We start from the raw sequence: 24581 nt of genomic DNA, 5'->3' as shown, positions 1-24581 counted from the left end.
GTCCGTGGCCGCGCCACCCGTCCTTCGCGGCGAGATCGGCGCCTCGGCGCTGTACGAGGCCGAGGTCAGCCAGGATCTGCGCCAGGTGCCGGTGGTGCACCATTGTCTGGTGCTGGTGTGCGAGGGGGCCAAGGAAGTGTTGGCCGCCGACGGAGCCCGCGCCCGGCTGACGGCTGGCGATGTGGTTGTCCTTCATGCCGGCGGGCGTCCGACCATCGGCAACCGTCCAGATCCGAGAACCAGCCATTACGCGGCCCTGGTGCTGATACCGGGGCCACGCGCCTTCGCCGCCTTCCGTCAGCTTTATCCGACCTTGGCCGCCGATGGGGCACCGCCCGAGCGTCCGTGGCATTCGCGTCCCGGCGACGTCGCCTTGGCCGCCGCCATTCGTCATGCGATCCTGGGGCTCGAAGACGAGGCGGTGTCCGAGCGCATGGCCCTGCACCGCTGCGCCGAGGTTCTGGCGGTGCTGGCCGAACGGGGCGTGCATTTGTCGTCGGGGCGCGACGACGACATCGTCGCCACCGTCCAGGCGCTGGTGGCGGCTCGGCCGCATCTGCCGTGGGCGGCGGCCGACGTCGCCCGTTCGCTGGGGGTGTCCGAACCGACCCTGCGCCGCCGGTTGGCTGCCGAAGACACCAGCTTCCGCCAGATCGTCGCCGAGATGCGGCTGGGGCACGGGCTGCACCTGCTCCAGACCACCCGCATGCCGGTCATCGAGGTGGCGGCGGCCTGCGGCTACGATTCGCCGTCACGGTTCGCCGCCCGCTTCCGTGATCGTTTCGGCATGACGCCGTCCGAACTGCGCGGCCCGCGCGGCGGTTGAGCGAAACGGGGGCATGCCCAAGCGAACGCGGCGCGCGGGGGGGATGTGATCGCGGTTAAGGTGAGCTTGTCTTCAGCTTTGCCAGCCGGCGCGCCGCATCGCGATGTTTTCACCGTGCATGCGTTTGACGTCGAGACGCTGGAACTGTCGCCGGATACCTCGGCGGCCATGGTCGGGTTCATGTCGAGGATATGTTCTTGGCCACTGAGGCCGAAGCGCGTTGATCTGAACCGATCAACGCCGCCCTCAAGCGCCGGGCGGGTTTTTCCAAAACCCTTGGCTTCCGCCGCATTGGCGGCGCGGACGCCTTGCGCCCGACCAAGTCCCGATGTGTCGTGCTCACCGAGACTTGGTATGAGGCCGAAGCGCGAAGACACGACAGAATCCTCACAAAATTCACGGTTATTGGCGGTGACCATCACGATACTTCTCAGGAAGCTTTCCCTGGGGAGGTCCGCGCATGCTGTCCTTGTCGATCTCTGGCCGTCTGCGTGCCGGTTTCGCCGTGATGTTGTCGTTGATCGCCGGTTTGGCGGCGGTGTCGTGGAACTTGGCCGATGCCGCCCATGACGGCATCGACCGTGCCATGGCCGGTACCGACGTTGCCGCCGACGCCCAGACCGTGGACCGGAACCTGCTGGTGCTGCGTCATGAAGTGAATGCATTGGTAACAGCCGGTAAGGACGGAAACAGCGCTTCCGTCGCCCAGGTGCGGGCGGCGCTGTCGCGCAATTTGAACGAGCTTGAGCAGCATGAGCATGATACGCCGGACATGGCGGCACTGAAGACGGCGTTGACCGCTTATAATGCCGCTCTGGACAAGATGTTGGCGCTCGCCGACGGCGTGGACGAGGCCCCGCCTGCCGCCAGCGGCGAGGACGATCGTGTCCGGTTGGGTGAGTTGACCGAGGCTCTGGCGCGGGCGGGTAACGCCGCCGCCATGGCGGCCGAGCGCATTCGCCGTCACAACGACGAGGAAGCGGCATCCATCGTCACCGCCACCCAAACCGAGATCGAACAGGTTTCCAGATTGGTGGTGGCGACGGTGGTGGTGGCCACGCTGTTGGCCCTGGCGGTGGCGGCGGTGCTGGCCCGCTCTATCGTCCGGCCGCTGCGCCTGATGACCCATGCCATGGGGGATTTGGCGCGTGGCAATCTGTTCGTGGACATTCCGTCCTGGCAGCGGCGCGATGAAATCGGCGCCTTGGCCGAAGCCATGGCGGTGTTCAAGGAGAACGGCCTGGGCCTGGAGAAACTGCGCCGCGACCAGGAAGCGGCCAAGCTGCGTGCCCAGGAAGAACGGACCCAGGTTCTGGCCGAGATGGTTCGTGTCTTCGAGCATAATGTCGGCGGCGTGCTCAGCCAGATGGGGGCCGCCACCGAGCAATTGCGCGGAGTCGCCAGTACCATGACCGCCCAGGCGGGCGAGGTCGGCAACCATGCCGATACCGTGGCCAACGTTGCCGCCGAGACCAATGCCGGAATCCAAACCGTGGCCGCCGCCGCCGAACAATTGGCCTCGTCGGTACGCGAGATCACCCGCCAGGTCAGCGAGGCGGCCCGTATCGCCGGCGCGGCGGTTGAGCAGATGAGCGTGGTCTCCGGCACCGCCGCCGAACTGGCCGATGCCGCCGCCGGAATCGGCGCGGTGATCGGGCTGATCTCCGACATCGCCGCCCAGACCAACCTGTTGGCCTTGAACGCCACGATCGAAGCGGCCCGCGCCGGCGAGGCCGGCAAGGGCTTCGCCGTGGTCGCCGGCGAGGTCAAGTCGCTGGCTGCCCAGACGGCGCGGGCCACGAACGACATCTCCGGCAAGGTCCGGCATATCCAGGGTGCCGCCGCCGGCATGGGGGGGGCATTGGATGGCATCCGCCGCACCATCCACGACATCAGCGGCATCACCCAGGGTATCGCCGCCGCCATCGAGGAACAGGACGCCGCCACCGCCGAAATCGCCCGCACCGTCGAGCATGTGGCCCATGGTGCCCAGGAAGTCACCGCCAGCATCGCCGTGGTCGGCGACGCCACCGCGGGCACGGCTCGTACCGCCGGAGACGTTCTCAGCGCAGCCAATGATCTGACGGATAATTCCAGCCGCTTGAACGCGGCCGTCGATGATTTCCTGGGGGTGGTGCGAGCGGCCTGATTCTCGGCAATTCCAATATGACCTTCAAAGTGAAGGTCAGTGCTGGACCAGGCAAACTCCAGCGGGCGGCGGCCGGCGTCGCCCGTTCGTCGGGGGTGTCGGAACCGCCCCTGCGCGGCGGTTGAGCGAAACGGGCGCATGCCCAAGCGAACGCGGCGCGCGGGAGGCTTCGGCTGTGGCTAAGGTGGGCTTGTCTTCAGCAAGGAGCCCGCCATGCCCCGTCTTCCGATCCTGGCCGCCGCCCTGACAGCCGTTTTCACCTTTGCCGCCCAGGCTGGCGACTTTTCCCTGAGCAGCCCGGATATCGCCGAGGGCCAGCCCATGGCGGAACGTCATGTGTTGAACGGTTTCGGCTGTTCCGGCGGCAATTCCTCGCCGGCCCTGGCCTGGAACGGTGCGCCGGCCGGCACCAAAAGCTTCGCCCTGACCGTCTACGACCCCGACGCCCCCACCGGCAGCGGCTGGTGGCATTGGGTGGTGTACGACTTGCCGGCCACGCTTGCCGCCTTGCCGGCCGACGCATCACGTCGGGGACTGCCCCAGGGGGCGCGGCAGGGACGAACCGATTTCGGCGCCCCCGGTTATGGTGGCCCTTGTCCGCCATCCGGCGCGCCGCATCGCTATGTTTTCACCGTGCATGCGCTTGACGTCGAGACGCTGGAACTGCCGCCGGATGCCTCGGCCGCCATGGTCGGGTTCATGCTTCACAGCCATTCGCTGGGCAGGGCCGTACTGACGGCACGCTATGGTTGGTAATATATGCTAAAGGCGTAAGGGAAAATGCTGCGTTAATAACGAATGGATAATTTTCGACATGACAGCCATGTGAACTCGGGGTTTGATAGGCACAGGCTTCTTTCCGTTTATTCCAAATCGAAACTTGGAATGAGGGGCAAGATGCGCAACTGGACCATAGCAAGACGATTGGCGGCGGCGTTCGCCGTGATGATCGTGGTGATGGGTGTCCTGGCGGCACTTGCCATGCGGACGTTCCAGGTGCTGGCCGACGGCACCGTCGCGTTGACCGCCGAAATCGAAGTCATGAGCGCGGCGCAATCCGCTGATTACGACACCCTGGCCACCCGTCAGGTGGTGCGCGACGTGATGGCGTCCTATACCGACAAGAACGTGGCGGCCATGCAGGCGGCGTTGGCGGCGATGGGGCGCCGTCTGACGTCGCTGCCGTCGTCGAGCGAGGAACAGGCCGCCATCGTCGCGTCGCTGCGTGACGAATTCGCCAAGTATCAGGACGAAGTCAAGGTCGTGACGGATATCCTGGACCGCCGCAAGGCGGCCCATCTCGATATTCGCCGCTATGGCGACATCGCCGCTCCCGCTATCGAACGCGAGGCCGATCAGACCGGTAACGGGCAGTTGATCAAGGCTCACGCCGCCATGCTGGAGGCCCGGCTCTATGTCCGCCGCACCCTTGAGGCCAGTTCCGGGGCCGAGGTGGAGCGTGCTCGCATGCTGATCGCCCGCGCTTCCACCTTGACCAAGGCGGCGGGATTGAACGAACTGGCCGAGGCGGTGGCCGATTACGGCCGTTCGTACGAGGCGTTGGTCCAGCGCAACGTGGAACTGGATGAACAAGGTGGCCTGCTGAAAGGGTTCGGTGAACGCATGAGCGCCTTGGCCAGCGACCTCAAGGCCAAGGCCGAGGCTCGCCAGCAGGAAACCCGCAACCGGGTCGAGGCCGCCGAGCATTCGGCCCGTACTCAGGTGTTGATCCTGTCGCTGCTGGCGGTGGCCGTCGGCTGCGTGTTGGCGTGGCTGTCGGCCCGCGCCATCAGCCGGCCCATCCGCGAGTTGACCGCCACCATGGGACAATTGGCCGCCGGCCGGCTTGAGGTGACGGTGACCGGGGACGACCGGGGCGACGAAGTCGGCGCCATGGCCCGCGCCCTGTCGGTGTTCAAGGACAACGCCCAGGCCGTGGAGCGTCTGCGCCAACAGCAGGAAGAAGCCGAGCAGAAATCGGCGGCCGAGCGCCGTGCCGCCATGGTCCGCATGGCCGACGCTTTCCAGGCCAGCGTCGCCGCCGTGGTCGGAGAGGTATCGCAGGCCGCGGCCAACATGCACGACGCCGCCAGCGAGATGCGGGTTCTGGCCGACAGTGCCGCCGGTGCCGGCGAGGCGGTGGCGGGATCGTCGGCGGAGGCGTCGGGCAACGTCGCCACGGTGGCGGCGGCAGCCGAGGAACTGGCGGCCAGCATCGCCGAGATCGGTCGCGAGGCCAGCCAGGCCAACACCATTTCCGCCGACGCGGTCGGCGAAAGCGAAGCGGCCAGCCGGATGATCGGCGGCTTGGCTCAGGCGGTGGCGCGGATCGGCGAGGTGGTGACCATGATCACCGACATCGCGTCGCAAACCAACCTGTTGGCCTTGAACGCCACCATCGAGGCGGCCCGCGCCGGCGAGGCCGGAAAAGGCTTTGCCGTGGTGGCCAACGAGGTCAAGGCGCTGGCCACCCAGACCGCCCGCGCCACCGAGGAAATCGCGGGTCAGATCGACCAGATCCAGGGGGCGACCGACCAGGCGGTGGGAGCGATTTCCGGCATCTCGGGAACCATCACCCGCGTCAACGAAATCGCCGCGACCATCGCCGCCGCGGTGGAACAGCAGCGTGCCGCCACCGCCGAGATCGCGCGCAACGTGGATCGGGCCGCCGCCACCACCGGCGAGGTCACCGCCGCCATCGGCGATTTGCGCGACGGTGTCCGCCAGACCGGGAACCATGCCGACGGTGTGCTCGCGGCCGCCGGCCGTCTCAAGCAACAGGCCGCCAACCTGGAAGGTGAAGTTGTCCGCTTCGTCGCCGAGGTGCGGGGCTAAGCAAATGAAAGACCGCAGGATTGTGAACGTGTCGGTCACAATCCTGCGGCACTATCGGTTGTCGGGGGCGAAGCCGGGCCAATAAAGGGCATCGCTGGTCGGGCGTGCCCCAAAAATGGCTTGGCCGACCCGAACGACGGTGGCGCCTTCCTCGATCGCGGTTTCGAAGTCGCCGGACATGCCCATGGACAATTCCGCAAGCCCGGAATCGATGTCCAGGGCACGATCCCGCAAGTTTCGCAACAGCCGGAAACAGTTCCGTACCCGGTCGGTGTCGGCGCTGAACACCGCCAACGTCATCAAGCCGCGCGGCTTAAGCCGGGGGAAATCGGGCAACCGTGTCACGAAGGGCAGCAGGTCGTCGGGATGCAGGCCGAACTTGCTGGCCTCGCCCGACGTGTTGACCTGGACGAAGACGTCCAGGTCGCGCCCCGCGGCGTCCAGGCGGCGATTGAGTTCCTCGGCCAGTGGCAGGCTGTCGAGAGCGTGGAATTCCTGGGCGAAGCGGACAAGGTACTTCACCTTGTTGCGCTGAAGATGGCCGATAATGGCCCAGTGGATGGGCAAATCCCCCAACGTGTCCTGTTTGTCGCGGGCCTCTTGAAGCTTGTTCTCGCCGAAATCGGTGATGCCGGCGGCGAAGGCCCGGCGCAGAATGCGGGCCGGGACCGTCTTGGTGACCGGCAGCAGGCGCACGTCGCCGACGGGACGGCCCGCACGATGGCAGGCGGCGGCGATGCGGGTATGAACCTGGGCCAGGTTGGCGGCGAAGACCGCCGCCGGGTCGGCGCCGAAGCGCGCGACGTCCTCGGGCTGCAACGACGTGTCCATGGTCGCCGTCCCGTTAATATGGCAGGGGAAAGCGGTCGGCCAGATGGCGCACGCGGCGGCTGATCTGCGACCGCTCCTCACCCAGGCTGCCGCCCCTGACGGCACGCAACGTGTCCAGGATCATGGCGGCGATCTGGCGGTATTCGTCGGGGCCGAACCCGCGCGAGGTGCCGGCGGCGCTGCCGACCCGGATGCCGGAGGTGACCATCGGCTTTTCCGGGTCGTTGGGGATGGCGTTCTTGTTCAGCGTGATCCCGACCGATTCCAATGCCTGTTCCGCGACGGCTCCGGTCACTCCCAAGGGTCGCAGATCGACCACCGCAAGGTGGCAGTCGGTGCCGCCGGTGGTGATCGTCAGTCCGCCATCCGTCAAGGCCTCTGCCAGGGTGCGGCAATTCTCGACCACGTCGCGGGCATAGGTCTGGAATTCCGGCCGCAGCGCCTCGCCGAAAGCCACCGCCTTGGCGGCGACCACATGCATCAGCGGCCCGCCCTGAAGGCCGGGGAAAATGGCGGAATTGATTTTCTTGGCGATGTCCGGGTCGTTGGTCAGCACGAAGCCGCCACGCGGTCCGCGCAGGGTCTTGTGGGTGGTCGAGGTCACCACATGGGCGAACGGAAATGGCGACGGATAGGCGCCGCCCGCCACCAGACCGGCGAAATGCGCCATGTCCACCAACAAGATGGCGCCCACCGCGTCGGCGATGGCGCGGAAGCGTTGAAAATCCAGGACGCGCGGATAGGCCGAACCGCCGGCGATCAGCAACCGGGGACGATGGGCGCGGGCCAGCCGCTCGACCTCGTTCATGTCGATGCGATGGGTTTCAGGATCGACGCCATAGCCGACCGCCCTGAACCATCGGCCGGACAGATTGACGGTGGCACCGTGGGTAAGATGCCCGCCCGCCTTGAGGTCGAGGCCCAGGATGGTGTCGCCCGGCGACAGCAGGGCCAGCAGCACCGACTGGTTGGCCTGACTGCCGGAATGGGGTTGAACGTTGGCGTGAGCGCAGCCGTACAATTGTTTGACGCGGTCGATCGCCAGGTCCTCGACCACGTCCACATGGGTACAGCCGCCGTAATAACGCCGGTGTGGATAGCCTTCGGCATATTTGTTGGTCAACACCGACCCTTGTGCTTCCAGCACGGTCCGGCTGACGAAGTTCTCGGACGCGATCAGTTCGATGGAATGACGCTGACGCAGCTTTTCGGCGGTGATCGCGGTGAAGACTTCCGGGTCGGTGGAGGAAGGGATTGTTTGGGGGTGGGTGTTCATGGCCGAACTCCTGCATGTGGCGCCAGCGGTTGCTACGCCAGCACTTAGCATGGGAGTGGTCTGCATTCCCCATCCACTTTCCCGATATAGGGCAGACCAATCAGGCGCGCAGGGCACCCGCCAGTTTCCGCACGGCGGTTTCCAGCTCGGCCGGATCGTAGGCGGCGAATCCCATCAGGAAGCCGGGTTGTCCCCCGTCGGAAGCATGAAGTCCCGACAGCCCCAGCAATTCGACGCCGACCCGCCGGGCGGCGTCGATGGTGGCGCGCTCGCTCAGCCCGTCTTTCAGCACGCAGGAAAGTTGCAGCCCGCCGATGGGCACCCGCGGCTCGACGAAGGTCGACAGGTGGGTGCGCACCAACCCCGCCAGGATGTCGAGGCGCTGGGCGTAGACGGCGCGCATGGCCCGGACATGGGCCCCGAAATGCCCGCCGTCCATGAAACGGGCCAGCGTCAACTGGGGGATCGAGGCCGTGTGGCCATCCAACAGGGTGCGGGCCACGGTCATCGGCGTGACCAGCGACGGCGGCAGGACCACGTAGCCGATGCGCAGGCTGGGAAACAGCGATTTGGTGAACGTGCCGATATAGAGGGTGCGGTCGTGGGGGTCGAGACCCTGGACGCAGGCCGTCGGCTTGCCGGCGTAATGGAACTCGCTGTCGTAATCGTCCTCGATGATCCAGGCCTGGTGCTTGGCGGCCCAATCGATGAGACACAGCCGGCGGTCGAGCGTCAGTGTGGCGCCGGTCGGGAACTGGTGGGACGGGGTCAGGAACACCGCCTTGGCGGGACGCGGGTCGTCACGCAGCCGTTCGACCATCATGCCCTGGCCGTCGACGCGGACCGGCACGCAATCCAGCCCGGCGGCGTCGAAGGCCTTGCGGGCACCGTAATAGGCCGGGTCCTCGATCAGGATGCGGTCACCGGGATCAAGCAGAAGGTTGGCACACAGCGTCAGCGCCTGTTGCGAACTGGTCAGCACGACCACGCGGTCGGCGGTGGCGCGTCCGCCCCGTTCCAGATTCACGTAATCGGCGATGGCGCGGCGCAGGGGTTCCGCCCCTTGCGGGTCGCCGTGCACCAGGGCGCGGGTGCCGCTTTCCTTGAGGACCTGACGCTCCAGGCGTTCCCATAATTGGATCGGAAAGCTGCGGGTTTCCGGCACGCCGGGGGCGAAGGGACGGGGGGAAAGGTGTTCACGCACGCCACCGCCATGGAACATGGCCTCTCCCCGTGCACTCAGGTTCGGGGTCTGGTTGCGCGACAGCGCGTCGCGGCGGGACAGCCGGGGGCCGGAAAAGAACTCGTTCATCTCCGCCACATAGCTGCCGCTGCCCACCCGCCGTTCGATGAAGCCTTCGGCGTGGAGTTGGGCGTATGCGGTCTCGACGGTGTCGCGCGAAACGCCAAGCGACCGGGCGAGCGTGCGCGAGGCCGGCAGCGGCCTGCCCGGACCAAGCGCGCCGTCCAGGATCAGTTGTCGGACCGCACGCTGGATGCGGGCATGTCGCGGCAGGCTGGCCTGGGTCGGATCGACCAGCCAAGCCTTCACGGATTCCAGTTGGGAATGCTTGAACAATTGGTCTGGTCCAATTTGCATAAGTGGCAGGAAATTTCAGGCCATTTCCAGGTTAGGAGTCAAGCCTTCCGGCGGCCGGATGCCGCAGACCAGCAAGGACCTTCACCATGTTGCCTGTTCTTCCATCATCGGCTTCGCGGTTCGGTGATCTGCTGCACCCCATTGTCGCGGGGGTGCTTTCCGTCATCGTCAATTACGGCGGAACCTTCATCCTGGTTTTCCAGGCGGCCAAGGTCGCCGGCCTGGGCCCGGAACAGACCGCTTCCTGGGTATGGTCGGTCTCGATCGGTGTCGGGTTGACCGGAATTTATCTAAGCTGGCGCCAGCGTGAACCGGTCATTACCGCATGGTCCACGCCGGCCGCCGCCTTCCTGGTCACCGCGTTGTCCACCACCTCCTACGCCGAGGCGGTCGGCGCCTATCTGCTCTCGGCCGCCGCCTTCGTCGTCCTTGGCCTGTCGGGATGTTTCGAGCGGGTCATCCGGCTGATTCCATCCGGGGTGGCGTCCGGCCTGCTGGCCGGCATCCTTCTGCAATTCGGCGTTGGCGCCTTTGGCGGCGCGACGGTCGATCCGCTGCTGGTCGGTTTTCTGATCGTCGCCTATGTCGCGCTCAAGCGGGTGACCGCCCGCTATGCGGTTGTCGGCATCCTGGTGCTGGGGTTGGCCGTTCTGTTGGGGCAGGGGCGGCTCGACCTTTCCGGGCTGCGTCTTGAGCTGGCGGCACCGGTCTTCACCATGCCGGAATTCTCGTTGAACGGATTGCTCAGCGTCGCGCTGCCGCTGTTTCTGATCACGCTGACCGGCCAGTACATGCCGGGCATGCTGGTGCTGCGCAATGACGGGTTCAAGACGAGCGCCAATCCCATCGTGGCGGTGACCGGACTGGGATCGTTGCTGATGGCGCCGTTCGGTTCCCATGCCTTCAACGTCGCGGCCATCACGGCGGCCATCTGCACCGGGCCGGAAGCCCATGCGGACCCCGCCAAGCGGTGGGTCGCGGGCATCGCCGCCGGAGTTTCCTACGTGCTGGTCGGGGTGTTCGGGGTGACGCTGGCGGCGGTGTTCATGGCTTTTCCGGCGACGTTCATCACCACGCTGGCCGGGCTGGCACTGCTGGGAGCCATCGGCGGCAGTCTGGCCAACGCCATGGCCGACGTGAAATCGCGCGAGGCGGCGCTGATCACCTTCCTCGCCGCCTCGGCCAAGATCAGCCTGTTTGGTATCGGCGGGGCGTTCTGGGGATTGGTGATCGGCCTGGGGGCCTATGCGGTGCTGCATGGCCGCTTGCCGTCCCGTCGTTTCGTGGAAACGCTGTCCGCGAAAGAGGAGGCAGCGCAATGACCGATGCGTTGCTTCCCGTGTTTCAGCGGGCCGCCATGGTGTTCGACCACGGCGAGGGCGCATGGCTGACCACCACCGAGGGCGAGCGCTATCTGGATTTCGGCGCCGGCATCGCCGTCAACGCCTTGGGTTATTCCCATCCCCACTTGGTCGCGGCGCTGGAGCGGCAGGGGCGCAAGCTGTGGCACCTGTCCAACGTCTACCGCATTCCCGAGGGCGAGCGGCTGGCCGAGCGGTTGGCGGCCGTCTGTTTCGCCGACCTCGCCTTTTTCGCCAATTCCGGGGCCGAGGCCAATGAATGCGCCATCAAGATCGCCCGGCGGCACCACGCCGCCGCCGGCCGGCCTGAGCGCTGGCGTGTCCTGACCTTCGCCGGCGCCTTCCATGGCCGGACGCTGGCGACCATGGCGGCGGGAGGGAACCCTAAGTATCTGGCGGGGTTCGGTCCGGCGGTGGACGGTTTCGACCAATGCCCGCTCGAGGACATGGCGGCCGTGCGGGCCGCCATCGGGCCGGAAACCGCGGCGATCATGATCGAGCCGATCCAGGGGGAAGGCGGCATCCGGCCGGTCAGCCACGGGTTCCTGCGCGATCTGCGGGCATTGTGCGACGAACAGGGTCTGCTTTTGATTTTCGATGAGATCCAGTGCGGAATCGGGCGCACGGGGCAGCTTTTCGCCCATCAGGCGGCGGCAATCGCACCGGACGTCATGAGTCTGGCCAAGGGGCTGGGCGGCGGTTTCCCCATCGGGGCCTGTCTTTCCACCCGCGACGCGGCGCACGGCATGGCGCCGGGGGCGCACGGTTCCACCTTCGGCGGCAATCCCCTTGCCGTTGCCGTGGCGAACGCGGTGCTCGACGTGGTTTGCGACCGCAGTTTCTTGGCGGACGTCCGGCGCAAGGGCGATTTGGCGCGGGAACTGATCGAGGATGTGGCGGCGCGTCATCCGCATGTCGTCGTCCAGGTGCGGGGATGCGGGCTGATGCTGGGCATCAAGACCACCTGTCCGTCCGTGGTTCTGGTCGAGGCGCTGCGGCGCGAGGCCAAGGTCCTGACCATCGCCGCCGGGGACAATGTGACCCGAATGCTGCCGCCGCTGGTGGTGAGCGACGCCGAGATCAGGCTGTTCGCCGAATGTCTGGACCGGACATTGGCGGCTTTGTAGGAGGGAAAAAGGTTATCCACCGGATTTCGGGGAACGCCGTTCCTTGCCCAAGGGCGTCATTCCGGGCGAAGCGGAGCGGAGAGCCGAAAACCACGGTGGGAAACGGCACCATGGCCCCCGGCTCGCGCTACGCTTGGCCGGGGTAGCGCCCTGTTGATGGGCCGCTCCCCGCAAATCGGCGAAGAACTTTTTTGTTTGCCAAGGTGCTGTGCGAGAGAAGGGGCGAACGCCAAAAGACCCTGGGGTTTCCCCCAGGGCCTTGCGATCGGCTTGTGCCGGAAGCGCGGCGACCGCTTTTTTAGGCGGAAGCGGCCTGCTTCTTGGACAGAGCGGCCTGCACGCGCTTCTTCAGGCGGCGGGACTCGGTCGGCAGCACGGAATCGTTGGTGGTCAGCAGGAAAGCGTCCAGGCCGCCATTGTGCTCGATGGTCTTGAGGCCGCGGGTCGAGACCTTGATGCGAACCATCTGACCCAGGGCGTCGGACAGAACCGAGGTCTCCTGGAGGTTGGGCAGGAACCGGCGACGGGACTTGTTGTTGGCGTGGCTGACGTTGTTACCGGTCAGAACGCCCTTGCCGGTGATGGAGCAACGACGGGCCATGGTCGACATCCTCTTGTTTTTCGGCGTGGGGTCATGCCCCGCGCAAGGTAATCCGCTCCCGGCTTTGAACCGGGGAAGCCGCGTTTTTACGGGGGCGAAGGCCCCCAGTCAAGCGGATTCCGATTCTTTGCCAAGCGCTTGGAATCATGCCTTGGCACGGCGTATGAGGAAGCCTACCCGAAAAGCTTGTCGATGTCGGTCTGGGCCAGCATCTTGTCGACTTCGGCCTGGCTGACGCCTTGGCCGGGAAGCTGGGGGCCGTGCAGCAGCTTCTTGTCGGGGTCCTTGTCTTCCTTGATCTCGACCACCACCTTGGTCAGCTCGTCGCGACCCCAGGTGAAGATGATGGCGTTGATCCGTTCCTCGACGAACTTCAGCGAGTTGACCACCTTGGTGATGCGCTGGCCGGTGATGTCCTGGAACGAACAGGCCTCGAACACCGTGTTCACCCGCTCCGTCACCTGGTCGAAGATGTCGCCCAGCTTGCCGCCCTGGCAATAGGAGCGCGCCTCGTTCATCAGGGTGTCGACCCCCTCGACGCTTTCCATGATGGTGTTGGTGGCGCCTTCGGTGGCGCTGACGATGGCGTCAAGTTGTTCGGACATGGAACCGAAATGATCGGGAGCCCCAGGAGGGTTCAGCGCAGCCAGCTCCTTGCGAATTTTCTGCAAATGGCCGAACAGACCGACCAGTTCCTTTTTCAGGACCAAAAGGTCTTGGGCGTTAGGCTGGCTGTTCATCGACTGACTTTCCTGGTGCTTTGCCAAAACGGGCGGTCTTACCATACTCCCACACGTGCACCGCCGCAAAGCGGGGGACACGGTGGGTTGGAAATTTTCCTACGCAAGTGCCGACTCAAGGTGGTGGCGGAAGGTGGCCACCAACTGTCGCGCGGCGCGGCCGGGGGCGGTGTTTCCCGTCGCCACGTCGCGTTCCAGGGCCGGCAGCAATTGGGCGACCTTGGGGTCGTCCTTCAGGGTCTGCATCAAGGTTTCGGCGACTTCGTTCCACATCCAGGCCCGTGCCTGGGCGGAACGGCGTTCGGAGAAGGCGCCGACTTTGCCCATGGTGTCGCGATAGGTGCCGACGCTTTGCCACACCTGTTCGATGCCGGCATGTTCCAGCGCCGAACAGGTCAGCACCGGCACCGTCCACGCGGCGTTGGCCGGGGTCAGCAGGTGCAGGGCGTTCTTGTAGTCGCGGGCGGCCCGCGCCGCCGCCTGGGCCAGATCGCCGTCGGCCTTGTTGACGATGATGGCGTCGGCCAGTTCGACGATGCCCTTTTTGATGCCCTGAAGTTCGTCGCCGCCGCCGGGGACCAGCAGCAACAGGAACATGTCCACCATGTCGGCCACCGCCGTCTCGCTTTGGCCGACGCCGACGGTTTCCACCACGATGACGTCGTAGCCGGCGGCTTCGCACACCAGCATGGCCTCGCGCGTGCGCCGCGCCACGCCGCCCAGCGTGCAGCCCGACGGGCTGGGACGGATGAAGGCCCGTTCGTCGCGCGACAATTCCTCCATGCGGGTCTTGTCGCCGAGAATCGAGCCGCCGGTGCGGGGGCTGGACGGGTCCACCGCCAGCACCGCCAGACGATGCCCCTTGTCCACCACATGCAGGCCGAAAGCCTCGATGAAGGTGGACTTGCCGGCACCGGGCACGCCGGTGATGCCGATGCGCACGCTGCGGCCGGCATGCGGCAGCAGGCGGTGCAACAGGGCCTCGGCCGCTTCGCGGTGGTCGGGGCGGGTGGATTCGATCAAGGTGATGGCGCGGGCCAGGGCGCGGCGTTGGCCGGCCAGGACGCCTTCGGCAAGGTGCAGGGGATCAAGGGACAAGAGAGCGGTTCCTGTTACTTCTTGGTCTTTTCGGGGGGCGGGTCCTGGTGCAGCAGGGTCGTGATGGCCATGGCCACCAGCTTGGCGCGGCTTTCGTCGTCAAGGTCGGCCAGGATATTCTGTTTGGCGCGGTGAACCGCCATGGCGTTGGCGATCAGCGCCTGACGTTCCGGGGTGACGAAGTCCTTGACCTGGGATTGCATGCGGGCGATGGCCGCGTCGCGGTTCGGTGCGGGCACGGCTGCCGGCTTTGGGGCACGGCTGGGCGCCAACTGGCGGGCGCGCCGATCGATGGCCTCCTGTGCCTCCTTGTCGAACATGGTCTTGAGGAACCCGAACATCCATCCGGTCCATGGGAATTGTCCTGTCCCGATGGTAGCCGGTCGCGCGCGCCTAAGCCAGCGGCTCGTCAGAAATGGTGGATGGCAGGGTGAAGAAGAAGATGGAGCCGCCCTCGGGACTTTCCTCGACCCAGATGCGTCCGCCGTGGCGGTCGACGATGCGTTTGCAGATCGCCAGGCCGATGCCGGTGCCGGGATAGGTCTCACCGGGATGCAGACGTTTGAAGATGGTGAAGATGTGTTCGCGGTATTCGGCCGGGATGCCGATGCCATCATCGCTGATGGAAAACCGCATGCCATCGGCCATGGCCGTGGCCTGGATGCTGACATGGGGCTGCTGGCCGGGGCGATGGAATTTGACCGCGTTGCCGATCACGTTCTGGAACAACTGCGTCAACTGCATCTCGTCTCCCTGGACGGCGGGCAACGCGCCGATGTTCAGTTGGGCGCCGGCGCTGACGATGCTTTCGTGCAGGTTCTGCACCACCCGCTCGACCAGGGCGGCGGTGTCCACCGGGACGAAGGGCGAGCCCTTGTTGGTCACCCGCGAATAGGCCAGAAGGTCGTTGACCAGCGCATGCATGCGCTTCGCCCCGCTGACGATGAAGCGCAGGTAGTCCAGGTCCTCGGATTGCAGGCGGGCGCTTGACCGCCGTTCCAGCAATTGGGCGAAGCTGGTGATGGTGCGCAAGGGTTCCTGGAGGTCGTGCGAGGCGACATAGGCGAAACGCTCCAACTCGGCGTTGGATTGCGCCAGGGCGTCGACCGCGCCGCGCAGACGGGCCTCGCCGGCCCGGCTGTCGGCGATGGCCCGCCTGAGCCTCGCCGCCTGGCTCAGCAGGCCGTGCACCGCCAGCGCCGACAACAGAGCCAGGGCGCAGCCGATGGCGAACAGCGTCGGCCGCCGGGGCGAGGCGGTGGGCCAGCCGCCCACCGGCACGGCGGCGATCTGCCACGAGCCGTTGGGCAAGGTCACGTCCATCAGCACCGGTTGCGAGGCGAACAGTTTGGCGGGGCCGAAGAATTCCTCGCCCATCGCGCCCAATCCGTCGCGGCCGCGGATGGCGTATTCCACCAGGGAATCGTCGGTCAGTCCGGCCTCGGCCAACAGCGAGGGAACGTCGAGCACGATGATCGCCAGCCCCCACAAGGTGCGCACACCGTTTTCGTCGTGGAAGACGGGAATGCGTCCCAACAGACCCGAACCGCCCTGGACCAGTTCGGCCGGGCCGGCCACGGTCATCTTGTTGCTTTCGATGGTCTGGCGGATGATCGGGGCGAAACGTGGGATGGACATCAGGTCGGTGCCGATGGCCGAGGCGTTGCTTTCCCGTGGATAGACGTAGCGGATCACGCAACCGGGCGCCAGCACCAGACCGCGCACGTCGGTCCGGCCCGTCACCAGATTGCGGGCGAAGTTGGTGAAGCGGCTTTCGCTGATCTCGTCGCCGGTCTGGGTGAAGGCCGCCAGTCCGCGCACCAGATGCAGGCGGGCGTTCAGGCTGGCTTCTAGGGTGGCGCGTTTGGTGCTGACCCGGTCCAGGACCTGGACGCGCAGTTCAGACAGGAACCGTTCGGTTTCCAGATGGTCGAACAGAACGGTCGACGCCAGCACCGCCAAGGCGGTGACCAGCGCGCCGGCCCAGCCGGGTATCCTGCCCACGGGTCCCACCCCTTCGGGTTTATTTTCTCCCAGGGATCAGGGTATCCAAACGTCATGCCTTTGCCTAGGGAGACGATGGTCTGAAAAGCAAAACCCCCTCCCTTGCGGGAGGGGGTTCGCTTGATCAGCGGAAGGGCTGAACGGCGGGACTTTAGAAGTCCATGCCGCCCATGCCGCCCATGCCACCCATGTCCGGCATGGCCGGAGCGGCGTCCTTCTTGGGCTTCTCGGCGATCATGGCCTCGGTGGTGATCAGCAGGCCGGCGACCGAAGCGGCGTCCTGCAGGGCGTAGCGGACCACCTTGGTCGGGTCGATGATGCCGGCCTTGATCAGGTCGGTGTATTCGCCGGTCTGGGCATCGAAGCCGAAATTGGCATCCGAGGATTCCAGCAGCTTGCCGGCGACCACGGCACCGTCGAAGCCGGCGTTCTCGGCGATCTGACGCACCGGCGCTTGCAGGGCGCGGCGGATGATCTCGATGCCGACCTTCTGGTCGTTGTTGACCGGCTTCAGGCCTTCCAGCGCCTTGACGGCATAGAGCAGCGCGGTGCCGCCGCCGGGGACGATGCCTTCCTCGACCGCCGCGCGGGTGGCGTGCAGGGCGTCGTCAACGCGGTCCTTGCGCTCCTTCACCTCGACTTCCGAGGCTCCGCCGACCTTGATGACGGCGACGCCGCCGGCCAGCTTGGCCAGCCGCTCCTGAAGCTTCTCGCGGTCGTAGTCGGACGAGGTTTCCTCGGCCTGGGCGCGGATCTGCTTGCAACGGGCCTCGATGTCGTTCTTCGAGCCGGCACCATCGACGATGGTGGTGTCTTCCTTGGTGATGGTCACGCGCTTGGCGGTGCCCAGCATGTCCAGGGTAACGCTTTCCAGCTTGATGCCGAGGTCTTCGCTGATGACCTGACCACCGGTCAGGATGGCGATGTCTTCCAGCATGGCCTTGCGGCGATCGCCGAAGCCCGGAGCCTTGACGGCGGCGACCTTCAGGCCGCCACGCAGCTTGTTGACCACCAGGGTGGCCAGGGCCTCGCCTTCCACGTCCTCGGCGATGATCAGCAGCGGACGGCCCGACTGCACCACCGATTCGAGCACCGGCAACAGCGGCTGAAGGCCCGACAACTTCTTCTCGAACAGCAGGATGTAGGGAGCATCCAGCTCGACGGTCATCTTCTCGGCATTGGTCACGAAATACGGCGAGGAATAGCCGCGATCGAACTGCATGCCCTCGACCACGTCCAGCTCGGTGTCCATGCCCTTGGCTTCTTCGACGGTGATCACACCCTCGTTGCCGACCTTTTCCATGGCCTTGGCGATCATGTCGCCGATCTCGCGCTCGCCGTTGGCCGAGATGGTGCCAACCTGGGCGATCTCTTCGTTGGTCGAGACCTTGCGCGACCGGCCCTTGACATCGGCGATGATGGCGCCGACAGCCAGGTCGATGCCGCGCTTGAGGTCCATGGGGTTGAGGCCGGCGGCGACGGCCTTGACGCCCTCGCGGACGATGGCCTGGGCCAGCACGGTGGCGGTGGTGGTGCCGTCACCGGCCAGATCGGCGGTCTTCGAGGCCACTTCGCGCACCATCTGGGCGCCCATGTTCTCGAACTTGTCGGCCAGCTCGATTTCCTTGGCGACCGAGACGCCGTCCTTGGTGATGCGCGGCGCGCCGAAAGACTTTTCGATCACCACGTTGCGGCCCTTCGGGCCCAGGGTCACCTTGACCGCGTCGGCCAGGATATCGACGCCGCGCAGCATCTTGGTGCGCGCATCGGTGGAAAACTTGACTTCCTTAGCAGCCATGTTCGTAAACCTCTGTCAGGAAATTGGGGGCGGGTCTTTAGGCGAGGATGCCGAGGATGTCGGATTCCTTCATGATCAACAGCTCAGCGCCGTCGATCTTGACCTCGGTGCCGGACCACTTGCCGAACAGGATGCGGTCGCCGGCCTTGACGTCGAGGGCGACGATCTTGCCGTCCTCGCCGCGCACGCCGGAACCGACGGCGATGACTTCGCCCTGCATCGGCTTTTCCTTGGCGGTGTCCGGGATGATGATGCCACCAGCGGTCTTCTCTTCCGCGTCGATGCGCTTCACCAGCACGCGATCATGGAGCGGGCGGAACTTCATAAAAACCTCCGTTAAACGGGTCTGGATGGATCCGAATAGAACGTCTCGGGGAGTCAGCGCCAGTGTTAGCACTCTCGACCGAGGAGTGCCAACGATCTAGGAGTGGGGCAGGGAAGAGTCAAGCGCCAAGGTGCGGATTTTTCCGCCTCGGGTCGCAGGATTCCGTTATGGCATTGATTTTGAATATATTTTATTCCGTGACGGCCAGCGCCGTCACGACCCATTTGATTCCCGCCACCTCGCCGGCATCGGCCTTCATGGCGTTGGCCGCTTCGGCGGTGGGGACCGCCCCCAACAGGAAGGCGACGCCGTTGATGACGCGCACGGTGGTTCCGGCGCGGCCGGCGATGCCCAGCGCCAGCCGAAGCTGTTCCTCGCGTTGGGGATCGGCGGCGAACACGTCCAGCGCCTTGTCCTCGGCCAGCACCAGTTCGTTGTGCACGGCGACGATGCCGTCCATGGCGGCGGCCGTCTGTTCGGCCTTGCGCCGCTGTTCGGGCTTGATCACCGCCCCCATCAACAGGGCACGGCCGCCCCACACCTCGACGGTGACCGCGCGATAGGCGCGAGCGTCCAGGGCGTGAATCTTGCGTTCGAGGATGGATTTCAGGATGTCGTCCCGGTTGGACTGGGCGCGCGGGCGTTCCAGCCCGGCAAAGACCGGCACGGCGGCCTTGGCGGCGGCGGGGGTGGCGGTCACGGCCGGGGGCGGCGACGTCTCGGCCGTCTGGCAGGCGGCGGTGGCGCAAAGCAGGGCCAGGACGGCAAGACGGCGCATCAGCTTTCCCCTTCCTCTTCGTCGTCCGGCAGCCCCTTGGCGGCGCGGGTGCGACGCCACAGCCAGATGCCCAGCACGGTGGAGCCGACGAACAGTACACCGGAAAGTGTCCAGGTGACCATCTTGTCCAGTTCGAACCCGGCGCCGGCCAGCACGAACACCACCGTCTGCGGCACATAGCCGACCAACGACCCGGCGAAGAACGGCAGAACCCGCACGGCCGACACGCCGGCGGCGACGTTGGCGGTGCCGTTGTGCGACACCGGCGACAGCCGCAGGATGATGGCCATGGTGAATTCGTTGCCGGTCAGGAAGGAATCGATGCGGGCGATCTTGTTCGGGAAGCGCCGGGCCAGCACGTCGCGCCCAATGAAGCGGGCGTAATAGAAGGTGAAAAGCGAGCCCAGCAAGGTGGCGGCCAGCGCCAGCCCCAACCCCATCCACGGGCCGAAGGCATAGGCGGCGCCAAAGGCCACCGCCTGACGGGGCAGCCCCAGCGCCACCACCGCGGCGCCAACGGCCAGATACAGGGCCTCGCCATAAAGGCCTTGCTGTCCGCGCACCGCCTGATCGACCCAGCCGGTGTTCAGCATGGATTTGATGCCCACCACCTCGAACAGCCAGCCGATGGCGACCATGGTGGCGATCAGCACCAGCCCGCGCAGGAGAACGCGCGGGTCGAGCAGCGGATGGCGCCGGGATGCACTCACGATTGGTTTTCGACCACCGGATTGCGCGAGCGGCGCATCAGCCACATCACGCCCAGCAGGTCGGGAACCCCGACCAGGGCGCGGCGCAGGTTGGAATAGTTCGAGGCGCCGGCACCGCGCGGGCGGTGGTTGACCTTGACCGAGACCACGCTTCCGCCGGCGCGGATGGTCAGCGCCGGCAGATAGCGGTGCATGTGGTCGAAGCGCGGCATATCCAGGAACAGGTCGCGCGAAAACAGCTTGGACCCGCAGCCGGTGTCGGGGGTGTCGTCCTTGAGGCAGGCGACGCGGATGGCGTTGGCCGCCTTGGACGCCCAACGCCGCGAGGCGGTGTCCTTGCGGTTGGCGCGCCAGCCGGCGATCAACAGTTTGGACCGGGTTTCCTCGGGTTCCGCCCGCCAGCGCTCCAGCATGCTGGGGATGTCGGCCGGGTCGTTCTGGCCGTCGCCGTCCAGCATGGCGACCAACGGCGCGCGCGCCGCCTTGACGGCGGTGGCGATGGCCTGGCTTTGGCCGCAACTGAAGCGGTGGCGCACGCTGCGCAGACGGGGAAAGCGTTGCTTGGCCTCGGCCAGCTTGGCCGGGGTGGCGTCGGTCGAGCCGTCGTCCACGTAGATGACCTCGAATTCCACCTTGCCTTCAAGGGCGGCGTGGATTTCCTCCACCAGGGCCAGGATGTTGCCGGCCTCGTTCTTGACGGGGACGACGACGGCGAGTTCGGGAGGGGTGGCGGTCATGTCTGGTCGTGCCCTAGAAACGGCGCCGCCCGGTGGGGCGGCGCCTTGACTGCGATGGTGTCAGGCCAGCCCGGCGCGGCCCATTTCCAGGAACTTGTCGCGGCGCCGCGCCCGGAGCACGCCGCCATCGACGCCCATCTGTTCGGACAAGGCGCCGTCGATGGCCGCGGACAGGTTCTGGAAGGTCAGTTCCGGGTTACGGTGGGCGCCGCCCAGCGGTTCCGTCACGATCTGGTCGATCACGCCCAGCCGTTGCAGGTCCTGGGCGGTCAGCTTCAGTGCCTCGGCGGCGTCCTTGGCGTTCTCGCTCGAACGCCACAGGATCGAGGCGCAACCTTCGGGGCTGATCACCGAATAGATGGCGTGCTCCAGCATCAGCACGGAACTGGCTGACGCCAGGGCGATGGCGCCGCCCGAGCCGCCCTCGCCGATGACCACCGACACCGAGGGGGTGCGGATGTCCAGGCAGGTCTCGATGGAGCGCGCGATGGCCTCGGCCTGGCCGCGGGCCTCGGCCTCGACGCCGGGATAGGCGCCGGCGGTGTCGATCAGGGTGAGGACCGGAAGGCCGAATTGGTCGGCCATCTTCATCAGGCGCACCGCCTTGCGATAGCCCTCGGGCTTGGCCATGCCGAAATTGTGTTTGAGGCGCGATTCGGTGTCGTGGCCCTTTTCATGGCCCATCACCACCACCGACTGGCCGCGAAAACGGCCCAGACCGCCGACGATGGCCTTGTCCTCGCCGAAGCAGCGGTCGCCGGCCAGCGGCGTGAAGTCGCTGATCAGCGACTTGATGACGGCAAGCGCGTGCGGCCGTTCCGGGTGGCGGGCCACCAGGGTCTTCTGCCACGGGGTGAGCTTGGCGTAGGTCGAGCGCAAGAGCTTGTCGACCTTGGCCTGAAGACGGGCAACCTCTTCGGCGATGTTGACGTCGCCGTTGTCGGCAAGGTGCCGCAACTCTTCGATCTTGCCCTCGAGCTCGGCGATGGGCTTTTCAAATTCAAGGATATGCATGGGGAGGTTTCATACCACAGCCGCCGGCCGGAGCAAGAGAAAGCGCGCATCGACCATGCGGCAAATGGGCGGTGTCGTGAAAAATCAAACGAGATGAAGTGGTTAGCGGAAAAAAGTCGGGGGCGGTTCACGGCGTCCTGGAACCGCCCCCTGCTCAATCCAGCCGACATGCGGCCAGATGCGCGAACTGTGACCGCGACGGCGCGGTGTCGAACGTCAGATCTTGGACCCCTTGCGTCGCTGCGGCACCGGATCGATCCCTTCGTACAAGGGCCAAGCGCCGGCGGCGATGGCGTCAAGCGAGGTCGATTGCTGGCCCATGCGGGCGCGGTAGATCCAGAAATTGGTCATCACCCGTTCGACGAAGGCGCGGGTTTCGCGCGACGGCAGGCTTTCGATGAACAACAGCGGGTCGTCGTTGTACTTCAGCGTCGACAGCCATTGACCCAGCTTGCCGGGGCCGGCGTTGTAGGCGGCGGCCAGCATCAGCAGGTTGCCGCTGATCGGTTCCTCGGCCAACAGCTTGCCCAGGTATTTCTGGCCCAGCGCCAGATTCAGCTCGGGTTCGTGCAGCTTTTCGCGGACGTGGTTCCCGGCCAGCGAGGCGGCGGTGGCCGGCATCAACTGCATCAGCCCGGACGCGCCGACGCCGCTTTGGGCCTTGGGGTTGAAGGACGATTCCTGGCGGACGAAGGCGTAAACCAGGGCCTTGTCCAACTGCCACCCCCCCTGCGGCGTCCATGACGGCATGGGATAGGATGCGGCATCGTTGACCAGTCCCGGCGCCATGCCGCCCAGCCGCACCGCCAGTCCCGGCATGCCGCCGGCCTGGGCCAGCACCAGCATGGATTGGCGCAACGTCTTGGTGGCGCGCGGATAGATGCGGCGCAGTTCTTCCTCGGCCCCCTGGGTGTCGCCCAGTTGCAGCAAGGCCAGCGCGCGGCGGGTGCCCGGCACCCGCATCAGCATGTCGGCGTCGGCCTCGGTGAAGGGCGGGGTCTCCCACGAGAACAAGGTCTCGTATCCCAAGGTCTGGCGGGCCAGAAGGCCATAGAAGGTACGCGGGTAGGTGGCGGCGATTTCGAGCCAGTGATTCACCACCTCGGGGCGCCGTGACACCAGATTGGCTCGTGCGGCCCAGAAGGCGGCGGCCGACACCATCCACGGACTGGCGTCATCGCGGTTGGCGATTTCCTCGAAATGGCGGCGGGCCTCTTCCGGCTTACCCTGGCGCCAGTGGGCCAGCCCGGCCACCCAATGGGCGGCGGGGAACTCGGCGCTGGCGCGTTCGGCAACCTGACCGGCCCAGGTGGCGGCCTCGGCGTCGCGGCCGCTGGCGAAATGGTCGGCGGCCAGGACCAGCTTCAGCTCGTCCACGTCCTCGCGCTCCAGCACGCGGGCGCCGGCCCCGGTCATCAACGCCAGGGCGCCAGCCGGGTCGTTCTTGCGCAAGAGCGAACGGAACTTGGTCTTCAGCGCGCGGGCCTTGGGGTTGCCGCGATCAAGGTCGTAAACGCCCATCTCCCAGCCGGCACCGTCGTCCGAGGTGTCGATGCCGCTGCCCTTGAGATAGCCCTTCACCGGCGGCTTGATGGCGCCGAAGCCCTTGATGCCCTTGCTGGTGGCCAGCTTGTGGACGGCGGCGGCCTGCGGCATGTCGGCGTATTCCGCCATCCACGCGCGCAGTTCCTGGTATTTGGGCTTGGCCCGGCCGGAAAGGTAGCGGGCGGCCAGGACGTGGCCGCGCAGAATTTCATCCTTGACCCCGGCCAACTCGCGGTCGGCGGCCGCCACCTGTCCCTGGGCCTGGAGCTTGAGCGCACGGGTGTACGCCTCGGCGTCGGAAGCAGCCAAAGGGCGGGGCAGCGGCGCGATACGGGATTCGCGTCCAATGCCGGGCATCACCGCGGCGGTGAGGGTTCCCTCTTCGCCGGTGGCCGCAGCCACCTGCTGCGCCACCGCCTCTTTCAACGAGGTCGGTTCGCCGGCAAGGACCGGGGAGGTCACGGCCATGATCGCCAACATCACGGCCGGGAGGAGCCTGTCGCGCAAGGCTGTTCTCCTCAGAAGGTTATCGGAAACATCGAACTGTCTGCGCGGTTTTATAAATGACCGCCGCGGCCGGAGCAACCCTAGAAAGAAGCATGCCCCCTATATCGAAAATTTTATGATTACAAATCAATGCATTAAACCTGTGCGTAAAAGGTGGCGTGACCGCCCGGCATATCGATGGGCGTTATCGGTAAATCCGATTTATGGCAGCGCGATGGCAAAGGTGCTTCGGCAGGGCATGTCGTGTTCGTGCAAGACTTGCCTCTTTTTCGCCGCTACCTTGGGGGTCGTGCAACGGAGGTCGCGGTCGTGAAACTGAGATACACCATTTTGTACGTGGACGATGTCGCCGCCAGTCTTGACTTCTACGGCGCGGCGTTTGGAATCCAGCGGCGGATGTTGCATGAAAGCGGCGATTACGGCGAGTTGGACACTGGTGCCACCACTTTGTCGTTCTCGTCGCGCCGGCTGATGACCGAATTGGGCAAGGCGCCGGGGCGTCCCGACCCTGCCCACCCCGTTTTCGAAATCGCCTTCGAAACCGACGAAGTGGCCGCCGCTCACGCCCGCGCAGTCGCCGCGGGGGCGGAAGACGTCCAGCCGCCCCAGGCCATGCCGTGGGGGCAGGTCACCGCTTATGTGCGGGACCGCGATGGTTTCCTGGTGGAAATCTGTTCGCCGGTGACCGAGCAACCGTAAGCGGATTGCGTCCGACAGGG

General features: G+C 66.1%; 22 protein-coding genes. 7 read left to right on the top strand and 15 right to left on the bottom strand.

The genetic code is table 11. The features are described 5' to 3' along the window. Window positions 1–4 precede the first annotated feature (4 nt). From G4223_RS20325 to G4223_RS00975, 4 genes are all read left to right on the top strand, one after another. Window positions 5–826: a helix-turn-helix domain-containing protein gene (locus tag G4223_RS20325; protein ID WP_163673851.1), complete on the top strand. Its 822-nt coding sequence runs from the start codon at window positions 5–7 to the stop codon at window positions 824–826. A gap of 460 nt (window positions 827–1286) precedes the next feature. Next, window positions 1287–2975 (top strand): methyl-accepting chemotaxis protein, encoded by a 1689-nt coding sequence (locus tag G4223_RS00985; protein WP_163673850.1) that lies wholly within the window; start codon window positions 1287–1289, stop codon window positions 2973–2975. A 213-nt stretch (window positions 2976–3188) separates the two neighbouring features. Next, on the top strand, window positions 3189–3731 hold the full coding sequence (locus G4223_RS00980) for a YbhB/YbcL family Raf kinase inhibitor-like protein (RefSeq protein WP_163673848.1): 543 nt from the start codon (window positions 3189–3191) through the stop codon (window positions 3729–3731). A gap of 141 nt (window positions 3732–3872) precedes the next feature. Then, entirely contained in the window at window positions 3873–5810 is a 1938-nt protein-coding gene (locus tag G4223_RS00975; RefSeq protein ID WP_163673846.1) for a methyl-accepting chemotaxis protein, read from the top strand. 51 nt (window positions 5811–5861) lie between these two features. On the opposite strand, the gene G4223_RS00970 is transcribed toward G4223_RS00975, so the two are convergent. From G4223_RS00970 to pdxR, 3 genes are all read right to left on the bottom strand, one after another. Beyond that, the gene (locus G4223_RS00970) at window positions 5862–6641 is read right to left on the bottom strand and encodes a YggS family pyridoxal phosphate-dependent enzyme (RefSeq protein WP_163673844.1); all 780 of its coding nucleotides are present in this window, start codon (window positions 6639–6641) and stop codon (window positions 5862–5864) included. A gap of 13 nt (window positions 6642–6654) precedes the next feature. Continuing rightward, window positions 6655–7917, bottom strand: coding sequence for a serine hydroxymethyltransferase (gene glyA, locus G4223_RS00965; RefSeq protein ID WP_163673841.1), 1263 nt, complete (start codon window positions 7915–7917; stop codon window positions 6655–6657). A 100-nt stretch (window positions 7918–8017) separates the two neighbouring features. After that, entirely contained in the window at window positions 8018–9496 is a 1479-nt protein-coding gene (gene pdxR, locus G4223_RS00960) for a MocR-like pyridoxine biosynthesis transcription factor PdxR (RefSeq protein WP_163673840.1), read from the bottom strand. 107 nt (window positions 9497–9603) lie between these two features. On the opposite strand from pdxR, the gene G4223_RS00955 reads away from it, so the two are divergent. Both G4223_RS00955 and G4223_RS00950 read left to right on the top strand, forming a co-directional pair. Further along, window positions 9604–10839, top strand: coding sequence for a benzoate/H(+) symporter BenE family transporter (locus tag G4223_RS00955; protein ID WP_163673838.1), 1236 nt, complete (start codon window positions 9604–9606; stop codon window positions 10837–10839). Further along, the gene (locus tag G4223_RS00950) at window positions 10836–12005 is read left to right on the top strand and encodes an aspartate aminotransferase family protein (protein WP_163673836.1); all 1170 of its coding nucleotides are present in this window, start codon (window positions 10836–10838) and stop codon (window positions 12003–12005) included. Before G4223_RS00955 ends, G4223_RS00950 begins: the two co-directional genes overlap by 4 nt. Before the next feature lie 298 nt (window positions 12006–12303). On the opposite strand, the gene rpmB is transcribed toward G4223_RS00950, so the two are convergent. The 12 genes from rpmB to G4223_RS00890 all read right to left on the bottom strand — a co-directional run bounded on the left by rpmB (window position 12304) and on the right by G4223_RS00890 (window position 23823). Next, window positions 12304–12606, bottom strand: coding sequence for a 50S ribosomal protein L28 (gene rpmB / locus G4223_RS00945; protein WP_163673834.1), 303 nt, complete (start codon window positions 12604–12606; stop codon window positions 12304–12306). Window positions 12607–12779: 173 nt separating this feature from the next. After that, window positions 12780–13346, bottom strand: a complete 567-nt coding sequence (locus tag G4223_RS00940; protein WP_163673832.1) for a protein phosphatase CheZ — start codon at window positions 13344–13346, stop codon at window positions 12780–12782. 99 nt (window positions 13347–13445) lie between these two features. Continuing rightward, window positions 13446–14444 carry a methylmalonyl Co-A mutase-associated GTPase MeaB gene (gene meaB, locus G4223_RS00935; RefSeq protein ID WP_163673830.1) on the bottom strand — a complete coding sequence of 333 codons (999 nt, stop codon included), beginning with the start codon at window positions 14442–14444 and terminating at the stop codon, window positions 13446–13448. 14 nt (window positions 14445–14458) lie between these two features. Then, entirely contained in the window at window positions 14459–14785 is a 327-nt protein-coding gene (locus G4223_RS00930; protein WP_163673828.1) for a hypothetical protein, read from the bottom strand. Between the two features lie 52 nt (window positions 14786–14837). Next, complete coding sequence (locus G4223_RS00925) at window positions 14838–16448, bottom strand: ATP-binding protein (RefSeq protein WP_163673825.1); 1611 nt, start codon at window positions 16446–16448, stop codon at window positions 14838–14840. A 151-nt stretch (window positions 16449–16599) separates the two neighbouring features. Then, entirely contained in the window at window positions 16600–18246 is a 1647-nt protein-coding gene (gene groL, locus G4223_RS00920; protein WP_163673823.1) for a chaperonin GroEL, read from the bottom strand. Window positions 18247–18283: 37 nt separating this feature from the next. After that, on the bottom strand, window positions 18284–18571 hold the full coding sequence (gene groES, locus G4223_RS00915) for a co-chaperone GroES (RefSeq protein WP_163673821.1): 288 nt from the start codon (window positions 18569–18571) through the stop codon (window positions 18284–18286). A 190-nt stretch (window positions 18572–18761) separates the two neighbouring features. After that, on the bottom strand, window positions 18762–19349 hold the full coding sequence (locus tag G4223_RS00910) for a BON domain-containing protein (RefSeq protein ID WP_163673819.1): 588 nt from the start codon (window positions 19347–19349) through the stop codon (window positions 18762–18764). Beyond that, window positions 19349–20059 carry a VTT domain-containing protein gene (locus G4223_RS19800; protein ID WP_163673817.1) on the bottom strand — a complete coding sequence of 237 codons (711 nt, stop codon included), beginning with the start codon at window positions 20057–20059 and terminating at the stop codon, window positions 19349–19351. Before G4223_RS19800 ends, G4223_RS00910 begins: the two co-directional genes overlap by 1 nt. Continuing rightward, the gene (locus G4223_RS00900) at window positions 20056–20796 is read right to left on the bottom strand and encodes a glycosyltransferase family 2 protein (RefSeq protein WP_163673815.1); all 741 of its coding nucleotides are present in this window, start codon (window positions 20794–20796) and stop codon (window positions 20056–20058) included. Before G4223_RS00900 ends, G4223_RS19800 begins: the two co-directional genes overlap by 4 nt. Window positions 20797–20856: 60 nt before the next feature. After that, on the bottom strand, window positions 20857–21810 hold the full coding sequence (locus G4223_RS00895; RefSeq protein ID WP_163673813.1) for an acetyl-CoA carboxylase carboxyltransferase subunit alpha: 954 nt from the start codon (window positions 21808–21810) through the stop codon (window positions 20857–20859). 216 nt (window positions 21811–22026) lie between these two features. After that, a complete protein-coding gene (locus tag G4223_RS00890; RefSeq protein ID WP_241003884.1) occupies window positions 22027–23823 on the bottom strand; it encodes a lytic transglycosylase domain-containing protein in 1797 nt (598 codons plus the stop codon). A gap of 348 nt (window positions 23824–24171) precedes the next feature. Here G4223_RS00890 and G4223_RS00885 point away from each other — a divergent pair, with 348 nt between their 5' ends. After that, a complete protein-coding gene (locus G4223_RS00885) occupies window positions 24172–24561 on the top strand; it encodes a VOC family protein (RefSeq protein ID WP_163673811.1) in 390 nt (129 codons plus the stop codon). Window positions 24562–24581 lie beyond the last annotated feature (20 nt).

The sequence above is a fragment of the Magnetospirillum aberrantis SpK genome (assembly GCF_011022235.1).
Classification (GTDB): domain Bacteria; phylum Pseudomonadota; class Alphaproteobacteria; order Rhodospirillales; family Magnetospirillaceae; genus Magnetospirillum; species Magnetospirillum aberrantis.
The sequence above is the reverse complement of the archived record's forward strand: the minus strand, read 5'-3'. Positions and strand labels throughout refer to the sequence as shown.